This window comes from Prosthecochloris sp. (genome assembly GCA_015482705.2).
GTDB lineage: Bacteria > Bacteroidota > Chlorobiia > Chlorobiales > Chlorobiaceae > Prosthecochloris.
Genome location: JADMLA020000004.1, coordinates 19,749 through 43,016 on the forward strand (window position 1 = coordinate 19,749; position 23,268 = coordinate 43,016).

General features: G+C 44.4%; 21 protein-coding genes. 9 read left to right on the forward strand and 12 right to left on the reverse strand.

Going from position 1 to position 23,268, the window contains the following annotated elements:
• Positions 1–14 precede the first annotated feature (14 nt).
• A complete protein-coding gene (gene ilvD, locus QZ209_RS00545) occupies positions 15–1,700 on the reverse strand; it encodes a dihydroxy-acid dehydratase (RefSeq protein WP_294343375.1) in 1,686 nt (561 codons plus the stop codon).
• A gap of 648 nt (positions 1,701–2,348) precedes the next feature.
• On the opposite strand from ilvD, the gene QZ209_RS00550 reads away from it, so the two are divergent.
• From QZ209_RS00550 to ybgF, 8 genes are all read left to right on the forward strand, one after another.
• Positions 2,349–3,920 (forward strand): DUF92 domain-containing protein, encoded by a 1,572-nt coding sequence (locus tag QZ209_RS00550; RefSeq protein ID WP_294343377.1) that lies wholly within the window; start codon positions 2,349–2,351, stop codon positions 3,918–3,920.
• Between the two features lie 31 nt (positions 3,921–3,951).
• Positions 3,952–4,614, forward strand: coding sequence for a protein TolQ (gene tolQ / locus QZ209_RS00555; RefSeq protein WP_294343379.1), 663 nt, complete (start codon positions 3,952–3,954; stop codon positions 4,612–4,614).
• Complete coding sequence (locus tag QZ209_RS00560) at positions 4,601–5,065, forward strand: ExbD/TolR family protein (RefSeq protein WP_294343382.1); 465 nt, start codon at positions 4,601–4,603, stop codon at positions 5,063–5,065. The genes tolQ and QZ209_RS00560 overlap by 14 nt, the downstream gene beginning before the upstream one ends.
• Positions 5,058–5,906: an energy transducer TonB gene (locus QZ209_RS00565; protein WP_294343384.1), complete on the forward strand. Its 849-nt coding sequence runs from the start codon at positions 5,058–5,060 to the stop codon at positions 5,904–5,906. Before QZ209_RS00560 ends, QZ209_RS00565 begins: the two co-directional genes overlap by 8 nt.
• 201 nt (positions 5,907–6,107) lie before the next feature.
• The gene (tolB, locus tag QZ209_RS00570) at positions 6,108–7,430 is read left to right on the forward strand and encodes a Tol-Pal system beta propeller repeat protein TolB (RefSeq protein ID WP_294343387.1); all 1,323 of its coding nucleotides are present in this window, start codon (positions 6,108–6,110) and stop codon (positions 7,428–7,430) included.
• Between the two features lie 381 nt (positions 7,431–7,811).
• A complete protein-coding gene (gene pal / locus QZ209_RS00575; RefSeq protein WP_294343390.1) occupies positions 7,812–8,267 on the forward strand; it encodes a peptidoglycan-associated lipoprotein Pal in 456 nt (151 codons plus the stop codon).
• Positions 8,268–8,349: 82 nt separating this feature from the next.
• Complete coding sequence (gene pal / locus QZ209_RS00580; protein WP_294343393.1) at positions 8,350–8,832, forward strand: peptidoglycan-associated lipoprotein Pal; 483 nt, start codon at positions 8,350–8,352, stop codon at positions 8,830–8,832.
• Positions 8,833–8,908: 76 nt separating this feature from the next.
• Positions 8,909–9,670, forward strand: a complete 762-nt coding sequence (gene ybgF / locus QZ209_RS00585; protein ID WP_294343396.1) for a tol-pal system protein YbgF — start codon at positions 8,909–8,911, stop codon at positions 9,668–9,670.
• A gap of 68 nt (positions 9,671–9,738) precedes the next feature.
• On the opposite strand, the gene pscD is transcribed toward ybgF, so the two are convergent.
• The 6 genes from pscD to QZ209_RS00615 form a co-directional block, all read right to left on the reverse strand.
• Positions 9,739–10,122, reverse strand: a complete 384-nt coding sequence (gene pscD / locus QZ209_RS00590) for a photosystem P840 reaction center protein PscD (protein ID WP_294343398.1) — start codon at positions 10,120–10,122, stop codon at positions 9,739–9,741.
• Positions 10,123–10,260: 138 nt separating this feature from the next.
• Positions 10,261–12,192: a molecular chaperone DnaK gene (gene dnaK / locus QZ209_RS00595; RefSeq protein WP_294343400.1), complete on the reverse strand. Its 1,932-nt coding sequence runs from the start codon at positions 12,190–12,192 to the stop codon at positions 10,261–10,263.
• 78 nt (positions 12,193–12,270) lie between these two features.
• Complete coding sequence (locus QZ209_RS00600; RefSeq protein WP_294343403.1) at positions 12,271–12,669, reverse strand: Hsp20/alpha crystallin family protein; 399 nt, start codon at positions 12,667–12,669, stop codon at positions 12,271–12,273.
• A gap of 450 nt (positions 12,670–13,119) precedes the next feature.
• Positions 13,120–13,497, reverse strand: coding sequence for a metalloregulator ArsR/SmtB family transcription factor (locus QZ209_RS00605; protein WP_110023858.1), 378 nt, complete (start codon positions 13,495–13,497; stop codon positions 13,120–13,122).
• A gap of 170 nt (positions 13,498–13,667) precedes the next feature.
• A complete protein-coding gene (locus tag QZ209_RS00610; RefSeq protein ID WP_294343416.1) occupies positions 13,668–13,895 on the reverse strand; it encodes an anti-sigma factor in 228 nt (75 codons plus the stop codon).
• Positions 13,896–13,926: 31 nt separating this feature from the next.
• A complete protein-coding gene (locus QZ209_RS00615; protein ID WP_294343419.1) occupies positions 13,927–14,556 on the reverse strand; it encodes a sigma-70 family RNA polymerase sigma factor in 630 nt (209 codons plus the stop codon).
• A 140-nt stretch (positions 14,557–14,696) separates the two neighbouring features.
• Here QZ209_RS00615 and QZ209_RS00620 point away from each other — a divergent pair, with 140 nt between their 5' ends.
• A complete protein-coding gene (locus QZ209_RS00620; protein ID WP_294343421.1) occupies positions 14,697–16,208 on the forward strand; it encodes an NAD(P)/FAD-dependent oxidoreductase in 1,512 nt (503 codons plus the stop codon).
• 32 nt (positions 16,209–16,240) lie between these two features.
• On the opposite strand, the gene QZ209_RS00625 is transcribed toward QZ209_RS00620, so the two are convergent.
• The 5 genes from QZ209_RS00625 to mfd form a co-directional block, all read right to left on the reverse strand.
• Positions 16,241–17,461, reverse strand: a complete 1,221-nt coding sequence (locus QZ209_RS00625; protein WP_294343424.1) for an alanine dehydrogenase — start codon at positions 17,459–17,461, stop codon at positions 16,241–16,243.
• A gap of 68 nt (positions 17,462–17,529) precedes the next feature.
• Positions 17,530–18,300 (reverse strand): succinate dehydrogenase iron-sulfur subunit, encoded by a 771-nt coding sequence (locus QZ209_RS00630; RefSeq protein ID WP_294343429.1) that lies wholly within the window; start codon positions 18,298–18,300, stop codon positions 17,530–17,532.
• Entirely contained in the window at positions 18,284–18,967 is a 684-nt protein-coding gene (locus QZ209_RS00635) for a 2Fe-2S iron-sulfur cluster-binding protein (RefSeq protein ID WP_294343432.1), read from the reverse strand. Before QZ209_RS00635 ends, QZ209_RS00630 begins: the two co-directional genes overlap by 17 nt.
• Positions 18,968–19,136: 169 nt before the next feature.
• Positions 19,137–19,802 (reverse strand): 2Fe-2S iron-sulfur cluster-binding protein, encoded by a 666-nt coding sequence (locus tag QZ209_RS00640; protein ID WP_294343435.1) that lies wholly within the window; start codon positions 19,800–19,802, stop codon positions 19,137–19,139.
• Positions 19,803–19,936: 134 nt separating this feature from the next.
• On the reverse strand, positions 19,937–23,254 hold the full coding sequence (gene mfd, locus QZ209_RS00645) for a transcription-repair coupling factor (RefSeq protein ID WP_294343437.1): 3,318 nt from the start codon (positions 23,252–23,254) through the stop codon (positions 19,937–19,939).
• Between the last annotated feature and the right edge of the window lie 14 nt (positions 23,255–23,268).

Genomic DNA, 23,268 nt, shown 5'->3' on the forward strand with positions numbered 1-23,268 from the left:
TTTAATATTAAGTGTTAACAAACCGGATTTTGTAAAATCGCTCCCGTGCTTGCTGATGTCACCATCTGTGAATAACGAGCAAGGTATCCTTTGGAGATTTTCGGGATGAATGCCGGAATTTCTGCCAGTCTCTGCTCAATGGTTTCGTTGGAAAGATCCACCGATATCAGCTTGTTCGGCAGATCGATAGTTATCATATCTCCGTTCTGAATCGCTGCAATAGGACCTTTTTCTGCAGCTTCCGGTGAAACATGTCCGATACATGCTCCCCGGGATCCTCCGGAGAATCGGCCATCGGTAATCAGTGCAACGCTGTCCCCAAGGCCGCGACCCATGATCGCACTGGTCGGTGATAGCATTTCAGGCATTCCCGGACCTCCCTTCGGGCCTTCGTAACGGATAACTACAACATCACCCGCAACGACATCTCCATTCATAATTCCGGCAATAGCATCGTCTTGGCAATCATATACTTTTGCCGGTCCGGTGTGATGCATCATTGATTCGCTTACCGCACCGGTTTTGACAACGGCACCTTCCGGAGCAAGATTACCGTAAAGGATCGCCAACCCTCCGGAGTGAGAGTAGGGGGCATCTATCGAACGAATGACCGAAGCGTCGCGTATCACGGCTTTTTCGATGTTTTCTCCAAGTGTTTTTCCTGTAACTGTTGGTCTCGAAAGATCGAGTAAACCGTCGATTTTTGACAACTCCTTCAATATTGCTGAAATACCGCCAGCTCTATCGACATCTTCGATATGGACATCTTGGGTTGCCGGACTGACCTTGCAGATATATGGCGTTTTCGAAGAAAGAGTGTTGAGTTCCGAAAAGTCAAACGCCTCTTCAGCTTCATTGGCAATTGCCAGTGTGTGCAATATCGTGTTTGTACTGCCGCCCATCGCAAAATCGAGCGCGAAGGCATTGAGCAGCGTATTCCTGGAAAGAATGTCTCGTGGTTTGACATCGTTTTCAACCAGATCGATGATTCGCCTCGATGCTTCCCTGACCAGATCCTCTCGTCGAGGGTCCACTGCAAGCACCGTTCCGTTTCCGGGGAGTGCGAAGCCGAGTGCTTCACAGAGGCAGTTCATGGAATTTGCCGTAAACATTCCCGAACAGGAGCCGCAGGTCGGACAGGCGTTTTCTTCAATAACGTTCAGTTCTTCCTCGCTTATTGCACCTGTACTGCGACGACCGACAGCTTCGAATACCGAAATCAGGTCAACAGTTTCACCCGAAGGTGTACAGCCTTTTTTCATCGGGCCTCCAGAGACGAAAATGACCGGGATATTCATACGGACAGCGGCCATCATCATGCCTGGTGTTATCTTGTCGCAATTTGGTATACAGACAAGGCCGTCGAGACGGTGGGCTTGTGCAACGGTTTCTACGCTGTCGGCTATCAGTTCCCGGCTTGCCAGGGAGTAGCGCATGCCGATATGGCCCATGGCAATACCGTCACATACTCCGATGGTATTGAACTCGAAAGGAACACCGCCTGCTTTTTGAATCTCTTCTTTTGCGACTTTTCCAAGTTTTTGCAAATGCGCATGACCGGGAATAAGTTCGATAAACGAGTTGCAGATACCGATAAACGGTTTTTTGAAATCATCGTTCGAAGATACTGTTCCTGTTGCTTTCAACAGGCTTCTGTGGGGGGCTTTTTCGAAGCCTTTTTTTATTGTATCAGATCTCATAGAAGGTAATTTTAGTCATTGAAAACCCTCCCCTGGGAGCACCGTTCCCAAGGCCAATGAAGAATTTTTGTCAAGAAAGAAGATTGATTGGACCAGGGACCGGAGCGCCGTCAGGGCACAAGAATACCCACCTGTAGAATAATCACAGGCACAAGTTTTCCGATCCTGCAAATGAGGAAAGTGGCTGATTTGCCGAATTTGGCTGTAAGGCCTTTTGAGTTTTGTGAGCTATCGTTGGTCATAGATATAATAACTACAATGTAGAGCAAATGTAGTGTTTTCTTTTATATAAAGCAAGCGTGAAATGTGGTTTGTGGTCATTTGTGTGGTTGTTCGGGGAATTTTTCCTGTGTGAAGATCATTTGACAACATATGCTGTTTTTTTTACAGGAGATGTTTTTTATCGAAAAATCTTTTGCTCATACTCTCGTGTCATAACATAGATATGAAAAGGTAAAATTGTGCACGTTCGAATCCAATCATGCCAGATATTATCAAAACACTTTTTTTGGCTTCACTTTGATAGAGATGAACGCTAAAACGTTTCTTTTTTGTAATATACATCTCGTTCAGCCATTTTTTTGCTGTATTTTGCGTTAATTATACTTTCGTTGGTTCCGATAAGATTTTAACCCGAAATTCTTCAATATGCTACGTTTGCAAGTCCCCCTCCAGCAGGACCTCCCAATGTTTTTTCTGCTTCTGGGAGTCCTGACTCTTTTTTTGTTGCTTTTCGAGGTACTTGTCAGGAAATTTTCCGTCAGCGGCTTTGTGCTCAGGAAAGTGCTGCATTTCGGTTTAGGACTGATTTTGTTTTTCTTCCCTGTTTGCTTTTCGACAAATTTTTTCCCGGTGTTACTTGCGCTGATTTTTGTGGTTGTAAACGCTGCAAGTTTTTATGTTGGGTTCTTTCGTATTTTGCATGACAGAAACCGTCTGGAGCTGCAACAGGGTAATGAACAGGTGAGCTATGGTCCGATTGTGCTACCAGTTGCTTTTATTGTCCTGGCACTTTTTTTATGGGAAAATCATGTCTGGATTTTAAGGACTTCCATACTTGTCGCCGGGATTGCCGATTCGCTTGCCGCCATTGTCGGGGGAGCTCTTGGGAAAGTACATATTGAAAATCTTACAAAAAGCAGAAAAACCGTAGAAGGGTCATTGACTATGTTTACGGTTGCATTTCTCTTGTTGCTTGCCTGCCTCTTTGTTTTTCAGAGCGATTTCAAGGGAGGACTTGCGGCTGCGACGTGGTTTCAGCTTGTCGCTCTTGCGTTGTTTCTTGCAGTCGTTGCATCAGCCGTTGAGGCTCTTGTTTCCTATGGATTCGACAATCTTTTCATTCCAGTTACGATTTCCTATGTACTGTACATTGTCGATGTCAGCGACAAGGAGCTTCTCTTGCGCTTGTTTGCCGGGGGGGCTTTTGCATTCATGTTGGCTTATTTTTCCGTCAAGGTAAAATTCCTCGACAATAGCGGGGCTACAGCGACGTTTCTTCTCGGGACGACTATTTTTGGAATAGGTGGTGTTGCGTGGACGGTTCCGCTGCTTACATTCTACCTATTATCTTCACTGTTATCGAAACTTGGTCGAAAACGAAAAGCCAAATTCGATCTGGTTTTTGAAAAAGGTTCTCAACGTGATGCCGGGCAGGTTTATGCCAATGGCGGGATTGCTTGGATTATCATGATTATTTATTCCTTGACTAACGAACCGGCATATTTTTTTGCTTATCTTGGAACGCTGGCGGCTGTACAATCCGACACCTGGGCGACCGAGATCGGTACCATGTGGCCCAATCCAAAAGCGAGACTTATTACCACAATGCAATCTGTGCCCGTCGGTACTTCAGGTGGTGTATCTTTCCCGGGGACCTTCGGTGCATTCGCCGGTGCTCTCCTGATATGTGCAAGTGCAATTTTCATGCAGGTGAGCTGGCTTATTGATTTCGGAATATTTAAGTCGTTCATGTTGATCGGTTTATCGGGGTTACTTGCCAGTCTTGTCGACAGTTTTTTCGGTGCGACAATTCAGGCGCAGTATTATGATCCGGTCAGAGAAAAGGTTACTGAACGGGTGGAGAGTTACAGAAGCGATGGTACCGTTCTGAAGAACAAGCTGATCAAAGGACATCATTACGTTAACAATGATGTGGTTAATACGCTCTGCGCACTTTCAGGTTGTGCACTTGCGTTTTTCTTTTCCCTGAACATATGATGATTCCATGAATATTAAACTTACGTAACTCATGTTTTCTTCCAAGACAGGTTTTTTTTCGTTGTTGGCAGATGCAGGTCCCGTTGTTCTTTTCGTGCTTGCCATCCTTTTGGTGTTTTCAATTCTCTCCTGGTCCATTATTATCATGAAGGCCGGGAACATAAGTAAAGCAATTTCACAGTCGAAAAGTTTTCTCGATTACTTTTTTGATGTTTCCAACATAGACAAGGTGTTCGGAGAAGCTGAAAATTACAGAAACGGTTCATTGGCGAAGGTTTTCAGGGCAGGATATATTGAATACCGCGCACTGGGTGATCTCAAAAAAAACAGTCAGGTCGAGGAGCGCATATCAAGGGCGATAAGGCGTGAAGCAAATGAGGAAACAAAACTCCTGTCGAGATATGTGCCGTTTCTTGCAACTGTTGGCAATACTGCTCCGTTTATCGGTTTGTTCGGAACCGTTTGGGGGATCATGAACTCGTTTATGAGCATCGGGGTGACCCAGTCTGCTTCTCTCGCAACGGTTGCTCCGGGAATTGCCGAAGCGCTGGTTGCAACTGCAGCAGGACTTGCAGCTGCTATTCCTGCAGTGATAGCATATAATTATTTTACACAGCAAATTGGTTCTATAGAGAGGGATCTTGAAGATTTTTCCGGTGAATTCGTAAAGACATTTGTCAATGAACTCGGATAACGGTTCGAACAGGATGAAGGGACGGTCGAGCCGGCTGTTGAGTGAAATAAACGTCACTCCGTTTGTTGATGTCATGCTGGTGCTGTTGATCATCTTCATGGTTACAGCTCCTATGATGATTCATGGTGTCAAGGTAGAAGCACCAGAGACATCTCATCAAAAAATGGACGTAGAGCCGGAGGCATTAATTGTCAGTGTTGATGAGAATCGTCGGGTTTTTATCAATAAATACCAGCTTGCACCGGATGAATTGCAGGAAAGGCTCCCTGAGATTATCGATATAAATACGGCAGGAGAGGTTTATCTGAAAGCGGATAAATCTCTGCCTTATGGCTTTGTGATGTTTATCATGGCACAGATCAGGGATGCTGGAATTGAAAAGATAGGAATGGTTACCGAGCCTGGAAAAGGTCCGGTCAACGATGCAATAAATCCGGATGAGAATGAATAATCGTGACGAACGGAAAGCGAACAAGCACCGTTTTCTCACAGCCATTACCATATCTGTTTTCCTGCATGTTCTGCTTGTAGCCGGTAGTATTTACCTGCAATACCTTACAGGGATGAGGCGTCCGCAACTCAAAGCGATCGATGTGAGCCTTGTATCGTTGCCAGGACCCGGTTCATCTGACGAGGTTGATTTGTCAGGCGGACAGCTTTCTGTCCCCGAGCCTGAACCGGAACCAGAGTTCGAACCCGTTGTTGAAGAACCTCAGGTAGAACCTGATACTCAAAAAAAGCCTGAACCAGTAAAGGACGTTCCGAAAAAGGTTCCTGACAAGCCAAAAAAGGTTGAGCCAAAAAAGGTTGAGCCAAAAAAGGTTAAGGAAAAGCCAAAGGAGCCTGAGAAAAAGGTTCGGCAAACAAAGACAAATGACTTCGAGCGCACGCTCGAGAAGCTCCGGCAGAAAGTTCAGCAAGGTCCACCTTCCAATCTTTACAAACGGTCCGGGCCGGGGCGCTTCTCCTCAGGTGATGGAGATTATGGGGTCCCCATGGGTCCATACGAGCGTTATCTTGTCAATGTTGTGACCATTATTCGGCAAAATTGGTCGTTCACTCCCCAGTTTATAAGGGAAAAGGGAGATATAAAGGCATATGTCGCTCTTACTATCAACCCGACTGGTGCTATCACTGATATCATGCTTGACAGGGGCTCGATCAGCAGCTATTTCAACGACACGGTGATCAAGGCAATCGAAACGTCATCTCCTCTGCCTCCAATACCGGAAAATGTGTCTTATGAACCAGTACGGTTAGGACTTGTTTTCACTCCGCAAGGAATAGAGTAGAAGTCGGCATAACAACTTTTTGGAATACTGCCGGTCGTTCTGTGCAAAGCCCTGATTATTTCCTTCGATGTCCTTGTGAAAAAGCTTTCGAGTTCATTATTTTTACAAAAGTAAAGGGGGTAATATGTCGAGTTGTTACTGTATAGATATACTGGATTTTGTTGCTTCAACGATCAGGAAAAATATTTTCATCGTTCGATTATGAAAACCCATCGTTTATTGTTCCGGGCTGTTTTAGCTCTTGCTTGGTGCCTGGTTTTTACTCTTTCCAATTCGCATGCCGAACCCGTAAAAGAATATATAAAGATCTCAAAAGCCGGTGCCGACAGGATTCCGTTGGTGCTCAAGTCGATCGATACAAAAAAAGATAAAAACAAACAGTATTCCACTGGAATCGATGCGGTTATTAAACGTGGGCTTGATTTTACCGGTCTTTTTGCACGTATACAATCTCCTCTCAATATCATAACCGGGGGAGATCTGTACCAGGTAGGTCAAAGGCAGATTAACTTTGCGGCACTGAGTTCCGTTGGAGCCGAAGTGTATGCTGGGGGGGTACTTGAAAGAAGTGGTGATGTTCTGAAGATGGATATGGAGGTCTACGATGCTTTGACGGGCAAGCTTCTTATGAGGAAACTTTACGAGGGCGATAAAGATGAGCTGAGACCGATTGCGCATAAATTTTGTGCAGACCTCGTGAAGCTGTTTACCGGTAAGCCGTCCATTTTTGGGAGCAAGATCGCTTTTGTTTCACAAAGCGGGCGGAAAAAAGAGGTTTATCTTGCTGACTTTGATGGTTACGGTGCAATCCCTGTCACCAGTAGCGGTGGTCTTGCTGTGACCCCTGCTTTGTCTCCTGACGGGCGTATGCTCGCTTATCTTACGTATACGCGCGGACGGCCTGATCTTCATATCAAAGATCTTACCACTCAAAAAATTGTTTCCGTCACCAAGAAAGGGATAAAAATCGATCCATCATGGCGGCACGGCTCTACTGAGCTTGCAACCACGTTTTCATTCGACGGAAACCAGGAGCTTTACCTGGTGCGGAACAATGGGACTATTGTCCGCCGTTTGACGAAGCACGGTTTGATCGATGTATCTCCCTCTTTTTCCCCTGATGGAAGCCGAATGGCCTTTGTTTCTTCTCGGCACGGCAATCCTCAAATCTTTATCAAGAACCTTAATTCAGGGGCACTAAGACGTCTTACATACGAGGGAAAATACAATACTCAGCCTGCGTGGTCGCCTGTTGGTGATAAAATTGCATTTACAACTATGCAAAAAAACGGGGAAATCAATATATTTATTATAAATGTAGACGGAACAGGGTTGAGACAGCTGACGTACGGGGCCAGACATAACGAAGCTCCGAGTTGGTCACCTGATGGAACCATGATCGTTTTCAGTTCGGACAGGAGTGGAAAGAACAAGCTCTATGTCATGAATGCGGATGGTCAAAACCAGAGAAGTCTCAAGCTTTCAGGTGAACAAATGCAACCCAGTTGGTCTTCATTTCGCTGAAAGCAGTTTCTACTAACCTAAAAAAAGGGATAACATGAAACCTATCAAAATCTTGTTGAAGGCTCTTCTTGTGCCGTCCATGCTGTTTGTTATCGGCTGTGGATGTTGTGAAGAAGTGGTGGCTCCACCACCCCCAGAGCCAGAGCCAGTTGTAATACCGGTACCTCCGCCGCCTCAGCCGGCAAGGGGATAACCGATTGCACGTTCCGTTGTTACCGCGGCATGTTCTGTTTCTGCATGCTGCGGTATGGCGGGTTCAGTCTTTGTTGTTGAAGAGAGGTGATCTCATGGCAGTATCACCGTCATGATAAGCAATTACCACAGAGCGGCGTTTTATTTTTGTTGTGCTTGACGTGTAAGCAAGAACCAAAAGGGTGCAATATGAAGCCTTCCAAATGCTTGTTCAACGTTTTTCTCATTTCATCGATACTGTTTTTTGTTGGTTGTGGATCGTCGTGTCGAAACGCGGTCGTCAAAGCTCCGCCACTCCCATTACCTGTGTCTATGGTTGAACTTGGTGATGTTTTCTTTGCTTTTGACAGTACTGTACTTGAAATGACATCTCAGAGCCAGCTCGACGAAAATGTCGAGTGGATGATGGCAAATTCCAATGCAACCATTATCATTGAAGGCCATTGTGATGAGAGGGGGACTTACGAATACAACATTGCTCTTGGAGAAAAGAGAGCTGAAAATGTGAAAAATTACATGGTCGATGCTGGTGTGGATCCTTTACGCATGCAGGTTGTAAGCTACGGTGAAGAGCGCCCCTTTGATCCAGGTCATGACGAAGCTTCATGGGAGAAGAACAGAAGAGTGCATTTTGTCGTTCAATAACTGCCTTGCTTCATTATGAATGAGGGGCAAGCAGATGACTGTTTGCCTTTTTTTATCATTATTATCAGGAGAAGATCAAACTATGAAAAAGCTATTACTGTTATGTTGGATTGTCGCTGCAGTTTCTGTGACAGGGTGTGGTTCGAAATCGAGTGAATCTGCTCTCAGTTCAGATGTGGATACAACACAGTATAATCAAATTGACGCTGATGCAGCACTACTCGAAGAGGCGAGAAGAATGGTGAAAGATGTGTTTTTTGAATTTGATAGCGCTGAACTTGATCAGATGGCGATGAGTCAGTTGAAAAACAATGCTGCGTGGTTGGTGGATAATCAAAGCATATCAGTGATGATAGAAGGCCACTGTGATGAGCGTGGAACGTACGAGTATAACATGGCTCTCGGTGAAAGGCGTGCAGAAGTGACAAAAGGTTTTCTGGAAAGGGCCGGTGTCAATGGAGCAAGACTTGAAACCGTAAGTTACGGTGAGGAAAAACCATTTGATCCGGGTCATAATGAGGCTGCTTGGGCAAAGAACCGGCGTGCGCATTTTATGGTTAAATAGTATTTTTTTCATAGTAAGCACAAATGCCTATAGAAAAAAGCGGGTATTTATGCTTATGAACAAGCTGTGAATGACGATGAAACATACCAGTAGAATAGTTGCCCTGGGCATTGTTGGTGTTATGGCTGCGGGGTGTGCTTCCAAGACTGACCTTTATATGTTGCAGGATGATGTCAAGGAACTGAAAACGCAATCTCAACAGTCTGGCGGTCAGAATGCACAGGTGTATTCCGAGGTTGAGCAACTTCGTGAACAGGTTGCCAGGTTGCAAGGTACCATTGAAGAACTGCGTTTCAAATTAGGGGAACCCGAACAGCCCGGGGTAACCAGTGGTGATCTTTCTCTTCTTTCTTCGGATACTACAGCTTCTTCACAGTCTCTCGAAAAAGTCACGCTTCCTGCTGATCCGGAAGGGACCTCCTCTGTTGCCGATCCCGGTGTTTCCGACACCGAAGCTTCTTCAGCTTCTGCTGTGGATGATCAAGGATTATACGATACGGGAGTACGATATTTTGAGAGCTATAATTATTCTTCGGCGAGAAAAGAACTTGGATTGCTTTTGGATAATTATCCTTCATCACCGCTTGCTGATGATGCCCAGTACTATATTGCCGAGACTTATTATAATGAGAAGTGGTTTGAAAAAGCTATTCTCGAGTATCAGCTTGTTATCGAAAAGTATCCGGAAGGAGATAAGCGCCCTTCGGCTTACTTCAAGCAGGGGCTTGCGTTTGAAAATATTGGTGATTCCACCAATGCGAAGGTAAGATACAAGGAGTTGGTGCAGCTGTATCCAAACTCGAATGAAGCAAAAATTGTAGACCGTAAGTTACAGTAGAGTAAAAAAAGAAAGAAAAAAAACCCCGGGTGTCTTACCCGGGTTTTTTTTCTACCATTCTACCGTTCTTATTTGAAAAACTGGTCGAGTGTATACGTTTCCTTATCTATTTCTACACAAAGCTGGTCACGGAGGTTGTCGTAAAAAACCGGTATATCCCGCATTGTCCATTTAATGCCGCGCTTGTCGAAATCAATGACATATCGGTTTTCATTGTCCAGCACTTTTTGAGGTAGGTCGATTGCTATGTCCGGCTGTGTTGTGAGAACAAACAACTGAATTTTACCCTCTTTCAACTGTTCGATAATTTCTTTTGTGGGAGATAGTTTTCTTCTCCCCGAAGCTGGAGATATTACCAGTTCAAGCTTGCCGTTGGGATCTCTTTTCGTAGAGGTTATGAAATATTTGGCAACTTTATGTAGGGCATTGCCGGACCAGACAGCTGATTGCATCGTAAAAGTGTTTAAATTGTCGAAAATTAAAACACACCAGCGTGGAAAATATATATCGCTTAAGTTAGTAAAACAGTGGCAAATAAAAAAGGGATTCACATGGAATCCCTTTTTCTGTAAAGTATGGAAGAGCCTGTCTTATTTGTCCTTATCGTTGCCATCGATTACCTCATATTCTGCATCGACTTCGCCATCGCCGTTATCTTTTTTTGTTTTGTCATTTCCTTCGGCTTCTGTGGTATCTGGCCCGGGTGAGGGAGGTGTTTCACCAGGTTGAGACTGATACATCGTAGAGGCAACGTCGCTCCAGACTTTATTCAGTTCGTCCATTGCCGGTTTCATCGAATCGACACTGCCGGACTTATGAGCTTCCTTCAGCTTTTCAAGTGCAGATTCCAGTTCTGCTTTTTTGTCTGAAGGAACTTTGTCGTCCAGTTCCTGCAGTTGTTTTTCGGTACTGAAGATGAGGGAGTCCGCACTATTTTTCAAGTCGATTTCCTCTTTACGCTTTTCATCTTCCGCAGCGTGTTGTTTGGCATCATCTTTCATTTTTTCGATTTCGGACTCACTGAGTTTGCCGCTGGCTTCGATACGAATGCTCTGTTCTTTGCCTGTGGCTTTGTCCTTGGCTGAAACGTTAAGGATGCCGTTAGAATCGATGTCAAACGCTACTTCAATCTGAGGGACCCCGCGTGGTGCAGGAGGAATGTCTCCGAGATGGAAGCGCCCAAGGGTTTTATTATCCGTTGCCATTGGTCGTTCTCCCTGAAGAACATGTACCTCGACTGAAGTTTGGCTGTCCGCCGCTGTTGAGAAAATTTCCTGCTTTTTCGTTGGAATTGTCGTATTGGCATCGATCAGCTTGGTCATAACTCCTCCAAGAGTTTCGATCCCGAGAGAAAGAGGTGTTACATCCAGAAGCAGTACATCGCTTACATCTCCGCTTAGAACGCCGCCCTGAATTGCAGCACCGACAGCTACAACTTCATCAGGATTGACACTTTTGTTTGGTTCCTTATTGAAAAGATCTTTAACTATCTCTTGAACTTTCGGGATTCTTGTGGAACCACCGACAAGGACAATTTCGTCGATCTCGCTGGTATTTACCTTCGAGTTTTTGATTGCCCTTTTACAGGGTTCGATCAAGCTATCGAACAGATCGGAGCACATTGCCTCGAACTTTGCACGTGTCAGATTGACTACAAGGTGTTTGGGGCCTTCCTGGGTTGCCGTGATGAAAGGAAGATTGATTTCCGTATCGGTGCGTGATGAAAGCTCCACCTTCGCTTTTTCTGAAGCTTCTTTCAACCGCTGTAGCGCCATCATATCTTTTCTGAGGTCGATACCTTCCTGCTTTTTGAATTCTTCTGCAAGATAATCGATGATTTTCTGATCAAAATCGTCTCCTCCAAGATGAGTGTCACCGTCGGTTGCCTTTACTTCGAAGACACCGTCTCCAAGCTCGAGAATTGAAATGTCAAATGTTCCTCCCCCCAAGTCAAATACCGCGACTTTTTCATTTTCTTTGGTTTTGTCGAGTCCGTATGAAAGGGATGCCGCTGTAGGTTCATTGATAATTCGTTTGACATCGAGTCCGGCAATTTTGCCTGCGTCTTTCGTCGCCTGCCGCTGTGCATCATTGAAATATGCAGGTACGGTAATGACTGCTTCTGTCACTTTTTCGCCTAAAAAATCTTCAGCGGTCTGTTTCATTTTCTGCAAGATCATTGCTGAGATTTCCTGAGGAGAATAGGTTTTGTCGCCGATTTCGACTCTCGCTTCTCCGTTTGTATTGACTACCTTGTAAGGAGCAATTTTCTTTTCATTCGGCACCTCATCAAATTTTCTTCCCATAAAACGTTTGATGGAGAAGATTGTATTCTGCGCATTGGTAATAGCTTGCCTTTTTGCGGCATGCCCGACAAGGCGTTCTCCGTTTTTCGTAAATGCTACCATTGACGGAGTTGTCCTGTAGCCTTCGGAGTTTTCTATGACCGTTGGCTGTGTTCCCTGCATTACCGCGACACAGGAGTTTGTTGTGCCAAGGTCGATTCCGATAATTTTGCCCATAATTGTATCCTTTTTTTTGCTGTTCCTTCAAGATGTCTCCTTACATTAGCAAGGAGGCATGACAGTAATTCATTGAGATTACTTGATCGTTATTTCTTTGTTTCTTCTGATTTGCTGTGCTTTTGGAAGAGTGACATGCAGGAGACCTTCTTCAAAAGATGCTTCTATCGTATCCTGGTCTATCAACTCTCCGAGATTGAAGCTACGTGAAAAGCTGCCGTAGGTTCTCTCTGTTCGATGATAGTTTTTTCCCTGCTCTTCAGTTTTCTGGTTTCTTTCGCCTTTGATGGTCAGTACATCTTCTTCAACACCCAGGGTAACGTCTTCCTTTTTTACACCAGGCATTTCTGCTTCTATATGAAATGCTTTTTCATCTTCCGAGATGTCTACCTTGAAGGCTGGAGTTGCAGGTAACTGGTTTCCTTCCCAAATGTCGTCAAACAATTTAAGCGGGTCTTTGGATAGCTTCACTAACATGATGTGCTCCTTTATCTATTCGTTCATTATGATTGCTTAGCTGTGTCCCTATGTGGTACACAATTCTATTACTATGTTATGCAAATCATGTGCCAAACTGTATTTTACCCGCCTTTGTCAGTTAAAAGCTGGATTTTTGTCAGAACATGTGAAAAAAAGACGATGTGTCTGTCATTATTGCTGATGCAATGTGTGACAAAAATGATGTTTGGTGACAATATGTGAATATGTGCCGAGATGAAGATCACTACAGCATCACCATGGTGATGAAACGCGGTGAGACTCAGGGAATGGGAAATAGTTGTGTTGAGCGATTGGAGGGCTCTGCGGAGATGGGGAAGGAAAAAGACTCTCAACATTGAATGGAGGGGTACTGTGGGGGTGAGTAGGTTCGCTCCTTCAATGTGCTTGAAGAGAGATATGAATGGTTTTTAAGCTGCAACCGGAAAATCAACTTTCAACTTTCTGAAGCCAGCTCAGCCTGTCCTGGAGATTTTCAACAACACTTTTGGATATCAGATAACAGGCAAAGATAATACTGTCGTCAGCAATGCTGTAATAGCATTTCAATCCTTCTTTTCTTCGGTTGACAATGCCATTGTCATGCATGAGTGCCAGATGTTTTGAAACATTGGCCTGGCTTGCATTGATCTGGTTGACAATTTCCTGCACTGTTCTTTCTCTTTCGCAAAGCGTCCGGAGTATCCTGAGGCGCATCGGTTCAGAAAGCAGTTTAAAACGATTGGCAACTGCTGTCAACATCTCTTCTGGCATTTTGAGGTTCCACTTTTTTACCTCTTCTTCGTCAATAATAATATTTTGGCCCATCGCTTAAGAGTTAATTCAGTGTTCAAAAACACTGTATTGAAAAAGGGGAATTGATACTTGTGGTGGTTATATAGTTATTTATTCATACAAATCAAACACAAAAAAAAATTATTTCCGGAAAGAAATGATTGCCCTCGCAGTTACAAAGAGTCTGAGTTTTCCCCGGTTGATCAGAGTGGTGTGTCGCTAAGTTTCAGAATGGAGTTGACCAGGGATTGAGGTGCCTTGAATCTAATTATTTTTTCCCTGATAATGTTTTTTGTTTTTTGAGCTTCTTTGAATTCACGGAAGCAGGTGGGACACGTCTGAATGTGTTTTTCAAAACCCTCCTGTTCTTTAAGCGTCAGCTCTCCATCAACAGCCGCGCTCATAAGATTCTGGGCTTGTGTGCAATTCATTGTACTGATTAATTCATGTGTTATGTGAGTATTACGGAGTTTCCCCGTTTTCGGTATTATACCCGTGTTTTTTTGCAAAATCATTGAGCTTCGTGCGCAAAAGCTTTCTGCCTCTGTATAGTCTTGATCTTACCGTTCCGATCGGGCTTTCAACCATATTTGCGATTTCTTCATACGTGAAACCTTCAATATCACATAATTGTATGACTTCTTTAAATTCTTCCGGTAATGAATTCAATGCTTGGTATACTTCATCATGCATCAGGGACCTGAAATATCCGGCATTCAGATCTTCATTGTCGTTTTGGGCATCCTTTATCGAATGATAAAAATCCTTTATGAGGTCATAGTCAACTTTGCCTGGTTCACGAGCGTTTTTTCTGAATTTGTTGATATAATTGTTTTTAAGGATTTTAAACAGCCATGCTTTGCAGTTTGTTCCCTTCTCAAATGAATCGAAAAATTTATATGCTTTGAGATAGGTTTCCTGAACCAGATCATTGGCATCATCCGGATTCATCGTTAGATGTAACGCATAATTATACAAGGCGTTAATATGCTCGATGGCTTCTTCCTGAAACTCCTGCTGTTTAATTTTTTCCTTTTCAGAAAGTGTTTTTTTTGGTTCAGGAGCGTTTTTTTTATTTGGGGAACTCGTCATATTCTGAATTCGATAAAAGTTCTTTGATCGGTTCGTTATCATTATATACTGTTACGTAAAAAGTAAAACGCTTGTAATATAGTATTATAAGAATCTATTTTAATGAAGCTTAAGGTATAAAACAACAGGGTTATCGCGCAATGGCTTATTCTGCAGATGTAATTGTCATCGGTTCTGGTATTGGAGGGCTTACGGCAGCTGCTCTTCTCCAGGAAAGAGGTTTTTCTACACTTACTTTTGAAAAAAATAGTTATCCTGGCGGCAGCTGCGCCGCTTTTAAGCATAGAGGATTCACATTCGACGCTGGTGCTTCGGTTTTTTATGGTTTTGGAGAAGATAAAAACAGCGGTACGTTGAACATGCACACCCGCATTTTCAGAAAACTGGGGATTGATGTACCTGTAATTCCCGATCCTGTCCAGATTCATTTCCACATGCCTGACGGATTTGACGTTCCGGTTTATTATGACAAAGAGAAATTTCAAGGAGCACTCATTGCGCGTTTTCCTCATGAGAAGGAAGGTATTGTGGAGTTTTATAAAGAACTCGAATCAGTATACAGTATTCTCAGTGCCCTCCCACCTGGTTCGCTTGAAGATCCTGTCCATATACTCAATGTTGGGAGCAAGCATCTGGGGAAAACATTTGCTCTGGCATTGAAGACTTTTCAGTCGATGGGAAAGAGTGCGAGAAAGTTCATCAAGGATGAAGAGCTGCTGAAATTTATTGATATGGAGGCATATTCCTGGGCTGTACAGGATTCGGTTTCAACGCCTCTTGTCAATGCAGGAATTTGCCTTGCAGATCGCCATCACGGCGGCATCAATTACCCTGTAGGAGGTTCTGGCGTTATTCCTGCTGCACTGTGTGATGGTATAAAAAAGTTCGGAGGTGCTGTTGCGTTCGGTTGTGATGTTGAAGAAATTTTACTGGAAAATGGCAGGGCTACCGGGGTAAGGTTGAGTAACGGAGAAGTATATACCGCAAAAGCGATTATATCAAACGCCACTGTATGGGATACGTTCAACAGCCTTGTAAAAGATGCTCGCTACAATGTTTCCGAAACCAAGTTTCTTCGTGCTCCAAGCTGGTTTCAGCTGTATCTCGGAGTCGATGCCGGCGTTATACCTGAAAGGTTTCATATGCATCACATTCTCGTCGATGATTGGGCTCGCTACAATGAGCCGGGTGGCACCATTTATTTTTCTGCGCCATCGGTTCTCGACCCGACACTGGCTCCCCAGGGAAAGCATGTTGTGCATGCTTTTGTTACGGATGAAGTTGATCGTTGGAAAGGCTATCGTCGGGGCGAAGAAGAGTATAAACAAGCCAAAGAGAGATATGGTGCATCGGTGATCAGGAGAACTGAGAAAATTCTTCCGGGTTTATCCGATGCTGTAGAGGTGAAAATATTTGCTACACCATTCACTCACGAGCGATATCTGAACCGCTACAAGGGTTCTTATGGTCCTTTACTGTATCCCGGTCAAAATGTTCTGCTCAAACCTCAGAATCGAACTGTGGTAAAGAATCTCTATGCAGCAGGAGACAGTACGTTTCCAGGACAAGGGGTTATCGCGGTTACCTATTCTGGAGTTTCCTGTGCATCCTATATCGCCAGAAAACTGGGGAACCCTCTTGCATATCTATAACGTGTTGTTTTGTTCGAGTGGGGGGCATTGCATTATCCGGTTGCAAGCAGCATGTCGATTTCACGATAGGGGAGGTCGGTGATTTGAGCGAGGGATTTCTGCGTTACATACCCTTTGAAGGTATAGGTTCCTTTACGAAGGCTATGGCTGTTCCAGAGGATTTCAGTGACGGTTTCATGAGCGGTGAGTTTCATCAGGAAAGGTAACAAGGTATTGGTAAGGGCGAAAGATGCGGTTCTCGCGACAGCTGAAGGAATGTTCGGTACACAGTAGTGGGTGACCCCGTGCTTGACAAATATAGGGTTCGTATGGGTTGTATGCCTGCTCGTTGCAAAACAGGCTCCCTGGTCAATTGAAACATCGATGATAACTGAGCCCGGCCGCATTGTTTTTATGATGTTTTCATTGACAACGTGTTTGATGACTTTTTGCTTTGGACTGAGCGCTCCAATCATGACGTCGGATATTCTTGCAAGCTCCGAGATATAGTGTTCATTGGATATGGCTGTAACGATGTGGCGGTTGAAAAATGCTTCGAAGCGTCGGAGTCGATTGATCTCCTTGTCGATGACTGTAACTTGAGCACCAAGCCCCAGCGCATCCTGTGCTGCGAATAGGCCTACTGTTCCTGCGCCGATAATAGTAATATGAGCCGGAGGAACGCCTGCTATGCCACCAAGAAGTATTCCTCTTCCTCCGTAACCTGTTTCGAGGTATTTCGCTGCAGTCTGGATTGCCAGAGAGCCGGCTATTTCACTCAAGGTTCTCACGATTGGTAGTTCACCATCCCTTGTTTCAATAAACTCGAATCCGAGGGCCGTAATGTTTTTTTCTAGAAATGAATTGATGAGTGATGTATCGACAGTTCCCAGATGAAGCGCAGAAATGAGCATCTGGTTGGGCTTGAAGAGAGCGGTTTCTTGGGGTTGGGGAGGTGAAACCTTCACGATAACATTTGCATTTTCATAAAGTGTTTCTTGTGAATCTGTTATATACCCACCTGCTTCAGCGTATTCTTCATCACCGAAATTACTTGCCAAGCCGGCATTTTTTTCTATCAGTACTTGTACTCCGTTTTCATTGAGGATCTTGACTCCTGCCGGAGAAAGTGAAACCCTGCGCTCATCATTTGCCCTTTCTTTAGGAATTCCCAGAGCGATGCTCATTTTTTTATCGGGCTTGATGAGCCATCGTTCCAGAGTTTTTATTCCCAGATCGAAGTCGATGCCTTCAAATTCTCCGCTGTACCCCATTATTTCTCAGAGATAGAGTTAAGGTTTCGTATTTGGTTGAGCCAGGCCCCTGTCGAGGGCCTGTTTTTTCAGAGGTCGAGAGAGGCTTTTTTCAACCGGGTAATGTGCCATGTGACATCAATTTCCTTCGGGCAGGCCTCGACACAGTTGTATACTGTATAACATTGCCATATACCATGATCCGATGCTACTTTTCTGAGTCTTTCCTGTTTGGCCTGATCTCGGGAGTCGAAAATAAACCTGTAGGCTTTCAGAAGTGCGGCTGGCCCAAGATAATCTTCATTCGCCCAGGAGGTTGGACAGGCTTGGGTACAGGCTCCGCAAAGAATACACCTGGTTGATTCTTCAATTATTTCATGTTCTTTCGGGCTTTGCAGGCGTTCTCTGTCAGGTGGTGGTTCATCATTAATCAGGTAAGGCATGACAGCCTGATATTTTTTCCAGAAAGTGTCCGTGTTGACAATGAGATCTTTTTCGACAACTGCTCCAGGGAGGGGTTCAACTGTAATTCTACGACTTTTAAGGTCTTTAACCAGTGTAGAACATGCAAGCCTGTTTTCTCCATTGATCAGCATGGCATCACTTCCGCATACACCATGGCCACAAGACTTTCTCAATGCGAGTGTACTGTCCTGCTCGGACTTGATTTTCAGTAATATGTCCAGAACCCTTTCGTATGGTTCGGCAGAGACGGTAAACTCCTGGTAGGCTGGCGGTGAACTACTTTCAGGGTCGTAGCGGAGGATGATAACTGAATACTTCGCTACGTTTTTTGAAGCACTGTTGTTGACCGTGGCTGAGTCTACATTTTGCCTTGAGACGTTATTTTTTTGAAACACCGGCTGTTATCTGAACTTTTTCAAGTTTCGGTTCTTCACAGGTAGTACAACTCGCTCCTGGCAGATGAAGTGCTCCCGATGAAATATTACAAAGTGAATTTGATGCCAGGTCATACGAACTTTTTGCTGTATTCCATAGGAAATCAGTGGGCCCCTGCATGAATGGGAAAGTATTGATGAAACTGTCCACGGTAAAGAGAGAGGCATGACCGATACCTTTGACAATGTTTTGCAGTGACTTGCCGGGGTCCATTTTGCCTTCTTGTATACGCCCAGCGAGATTGCCTATCCCTGAAGGAAGCTTGTTGACCAGATTGTATCCTAGATCCTGAACAAAGCCTACCAATTCGGGGCCGTTGAGGCCGAGAGCTATCCTGCGTAGTTGTTCTGCCCGTGAAATGACCCGAACGGTTCCTTCTTTGACGATCCTTGTCTGACAGGCAAGGCGACCACCTTTTTCTAACAGCTTGTCGGATATACAGTCCTGCTCTATTTTGCCCGGTGAAGAGAGGCAATCGGCTCCTTCATGAACATAAACAAAACAGGTTTGACAGATGCCATTGCCGCCACACAAATAACCTATATGAGCTTTCTCTTGCTGTGCGATGTCAAGAAGGCGATCACCGACTTCTGCTTGACATGGTTTATCGTTTATGTAGACTTGCATGATGGTCTGGTATTTGGAGTGATAGAAAGGTAGTGAATAGTCAAAACCATGAAATAAATATAATCAAAAACATACAACCTGCATGAATTCTGTCGTAAAGACATAGTGGTCGATTTGGAATACTTCAAGCCCGTTGGATACCAAACCACGGGCTTGAAAGGACTTGTGCTTAGTTGACCGAAACCGGAGGTGTTGTTTTAAGCGTGGAGAGTGTTTTACGTCTCTCGGACTCTTTCGGTAATCGGCAACCGCATGTGTTTTCAATTCGGTTCACATTGTTTGGGAAACGATTTTTTTCTTCACCGAGCGAAGCCGTTTCAAGTGTTTTTTCATCGTTCAAGCCTGTCAGTATGAGCCCAATTGCATCTGAAACAGCACCTAAAACATCTTTGAAGAGTTGGATGAGGTCAAGTTTTCCTTCAGAGAATCGTTTCGCCTGCATTGATACCGTATCACCTAACTTGATAAATGATTCTCTCCCCATTTTTGCGGGGTAATTATAGAGTAACTGTCCCGGATCGTTCTCGAAGAGTGTCTTTACTTCTTCGACAGTGGTACGCAGTTTTACCGTTCCCGGCTTTTCAATGGTCGTCAGACAAGCTACCCGGTGACCTTCTTTCACGAGTGTATCGGATAGGAGAGCCTTTTCTCTCTCGCTGAGAGGCGAAAGCAGTTCCATTCCTTCGAGAACCTTGACATAACATGTTTGACAGAGTCCGTTTCCACCACAAAAGTAACCTATGTGTGCGTGGTTTTTTCTTGCAACATCTATAAGACGTTCTCCCTGCTTGGTTTCATGTTTTTTGTTATTGATGTATATGTTATGCGTATTCATGATCATATTCTTTATTATTTATATGCTATTTCTATTATATACCACTAACCCGTTCTTTCATTTTAAAAGTTGCTAAAATGAGACTTGTTTTGTCTGTTTTTTGCGGGTATGTATGGTTAGGAATGCGCAGAAGCTTAGTTTCTGCTGATTTTTTTGAGTAGCGAGCAATACTGTTCCATAATACTGGTGGGTTGCTGGTCGCAACCCTTCGGGTGATGGAGGAGGAGTTTCATTTTTTTCCCTTGCTGAAAGCGAGGTGTATAAACCTGCAGCCACTCGGATTGAAGGGAGGTTATCAAATGCTGGAAAAAGGTTTGATTATAAAACTCAGCCTGGTTTTCACCGGGCAGGAAGATGGAAAATGTTTGGGGTTTGATGTCGATCTTCTCCAGGCCAATGGATGAACAAAGGTTCTTGAGCTTCGCAAGACCGACCAGGTTTTCTACATCTTGTGGAATGGGCCCGAATCTGTCTCGCAATTCGTTCCGTATAGCGTTGATTTCTTCGTCCGTTGAGCTTTTGGAGATTTTTTCGTAAAAAGAAAAGCGTTCCTGAGTTGCCGATATATAATAATCCGGTATGAGAGCATCAAAATAAAAAACCATATCCGTGTTGCCTGCAATCTGAGCTGGCGATGACTCATCTCCAGCAAAAAGCTGACTGAACTCACCGGTTTTCAGTTCCATAACCGCCTCTTCAAGCAGCTTCTGGTAAAGGTCGAAACCAAGCTCGTGAATCGCTCCGGATTGTTCGGCACCGAGAAGATTTCCTGCTCCTCTGATATCAAGGTCACGTAATGCGATGTTGAAACCGGACCCAAGCTCCGTAAAGCTTTCGATAACGGCCAATCGCTGCATGGCTTCTTTTTTGAGGGTGTTGACCGGGGGGATGATGAGATGGCTGTAAGCTTTTCGCTCGCTTCTTCCAACACGACCTCTGAGTTGATAGAGATCGGAAAGACCGAACATGTCGGCACGGTTGATGATAATCGTGTTTGCGTTGGAAATATCAAGGCCCGAGCCGATAATCGAGGTGGAAATGAGTACGTCAATGTCTTGGCTGATGAATTGTATCATCACGTTTTCAAGTTCGGCGGTTGGCATTTGACCATGTGCGATACCGGTTTTTGCTTCCGGGACGAGTGTTTGTAGTGTATTCTGAATCTGGTCTAGTCCAGAGATGCGATTGTGCAGAAAAAAAACCTGACCTCGTCGGTTTATTTCGCGTTGTATGGCTGAACGGATGGTGTCGGGATCGAATTGTGTGATGACTGTTTCAACAGGCTGGCGGTTGCGCGGAGGTGTCGATACGATCGAAAGATCCCTGGCTCCGAGCATGGAGAACTGCAGCGTTCTGGGTATCGGAGTCGCCGACATGGTAAGCGTATCAACGCCGGGAAAGGATTGTCGCAACTTTTCTTTAACGGCAACTCCGAAATGCTGCTCTTCGTCAATGATCAACAGACCGAGATCTTGAAAAACAATGTCTTTTGAGACCAGTCTGTGAGTGCCGATGACAATATCGACAAGGCCTCGTGAAATTTTTTCTATAAGCTCTTTTTGTTCTTTTCGACTGACAAACCTGCTGAGTACGGTGATATTGACCGGAAAATTCTCAAATCTTCGTTTGAAGGTTTCTGCATGTTGGTGTGCAAGTATTGTTGTAGGAGTGAGGATGGCTACCTGCTTTTTTGATTCGACCGCTTTGAATGCGGCTCGCATTGCGATTTCAGTTTTTCCGAAACCGGCATCTCCGCAGATGAGGCGATCCATCGGTGAGGCGGATTGCATGTCCTTCTTTACTTCCTCGATTGTTTTTAACTGATCGATGGTTTCATCGAAAATGAACGATGCTTCGAACTCTCTTTGAAATATGGAATCCTGTCCGAATGCAAAGCCCGGTGTCATTTTTCTCTTGGCATAGAGCTTTATTAGCTTGGAGGCGATGTCCTTGAGACGTTTTTTTACCTTCTCTTTTTTCGCTTTCCATTTTGAGCTGCCGAGTTTTGACAATGTAGGCAGGGATCCTTCGGATGCGGTATATTTCGAGAGTAGACGGATGTTCTGGATGTTGACGTAGAGCTCATCACCACCTTGATATTCTATCAGTACGCTTTCCTGTTCCGAGTTGCTGACTTCAATGGTTTCAAGCGCTTTGAAAATGCCGACTCCGTAATCTTCATGAACGATATAATCTCCGACCTTCAGTTTCTGGAGGTCTTTAAGGGAAATCCCTTTAAACGCTCTTTTTTTATGAGTTTTGTGGGTATGGAGCTTACCGAAAATGTCTGATTCGGTATAGACGTCATAACCGCTGAAAACAAATCCTGAATGCAGATTCAAGGTTACCCAGTTGACTTCAATCGGTTTTTCCCTATCCGTGTTCCGAATTTCATCGGAGACGAATTCCGCAAGCTCCTCGATTTCCTTTTTTGATTTGCTGACGAAAACGGTGCGTTGTTTTACAGATTTTTCCTGGCTCAGTTCTCTTGCAAACAATTTGAAATTTGCATTCAGCTTGATTTGTGCTTCCGAATGAAAGTCGAGTGTCTGTTTCTCAAGACGGTTGATATAGACGTGAAGAAAATTCTCTAACTTTTTCGCAAGATCGGCACTATCTTCATATGCATGAAGTGAGGAGATATCATCGATGATGATCAATGTTGCTGGGGGTAGATAGTCGAAAATGCTCCAACAAAGATCCTCACCGCTACTGTTTTTATCGGAAAAAAAATTGCCTGTCAGAACGATGGAATCAAGCTGGTCGCCCGAAAGCTGACTGTTGGTATCAAATAAACGCAGGGACGTGACAGTGTCCCCAAAGAACTCGATTCGAACAGGCTTTCTTGATCCAAACGGAAATATATCGACGATTGAGCCGCGAGTAGAGAATTCTCCCTCGTCTTCTACGAACTCTTTTTTGAGGTAGCTGTTTTCAACGAGAAAATCGGTTAACCGTTTGTATCCGAAATCAGTATTGATTGAAAGAGAGACAAGTCTTGTTTCAGAACCGGCAGGATTTTGAAGTTGAGTGTGCAGGTCATCAAAAGTAGCAAGCAGGACGACATTTTGGTTTTCGCACAGTGCACCGATTGCCGGTGACAGTTCGTCGGAAACCGTGAAAACCTTTTCTGAATCAAGCAGTTCACCAAGATCATTGTCAAAAATATCGAATGAGGTCTGAGAGCCGATGATGAGAGTCGGGACGTTTATATCCTCGAACACCTGTACGGCAAGCAGGGAGGAGAGCGAACCTTGAATGCCTGAAATGCTTATTGCAGGAAAACCATGCTTTTTTTCATCGTGCAACTGAAGTTTTTGCTTGAGAGCACCAAAGGTCGGATGAGCCTTCAGGGCGTTCAGGAGGTATGATGCTTTTCTTCTCGTTACCGATGCACCTGGTCCTTTTTTTCGATTCCCCCTGTCGGGTATAGTTTCATAAGAGTCTTGCATAACCTATTTTACAT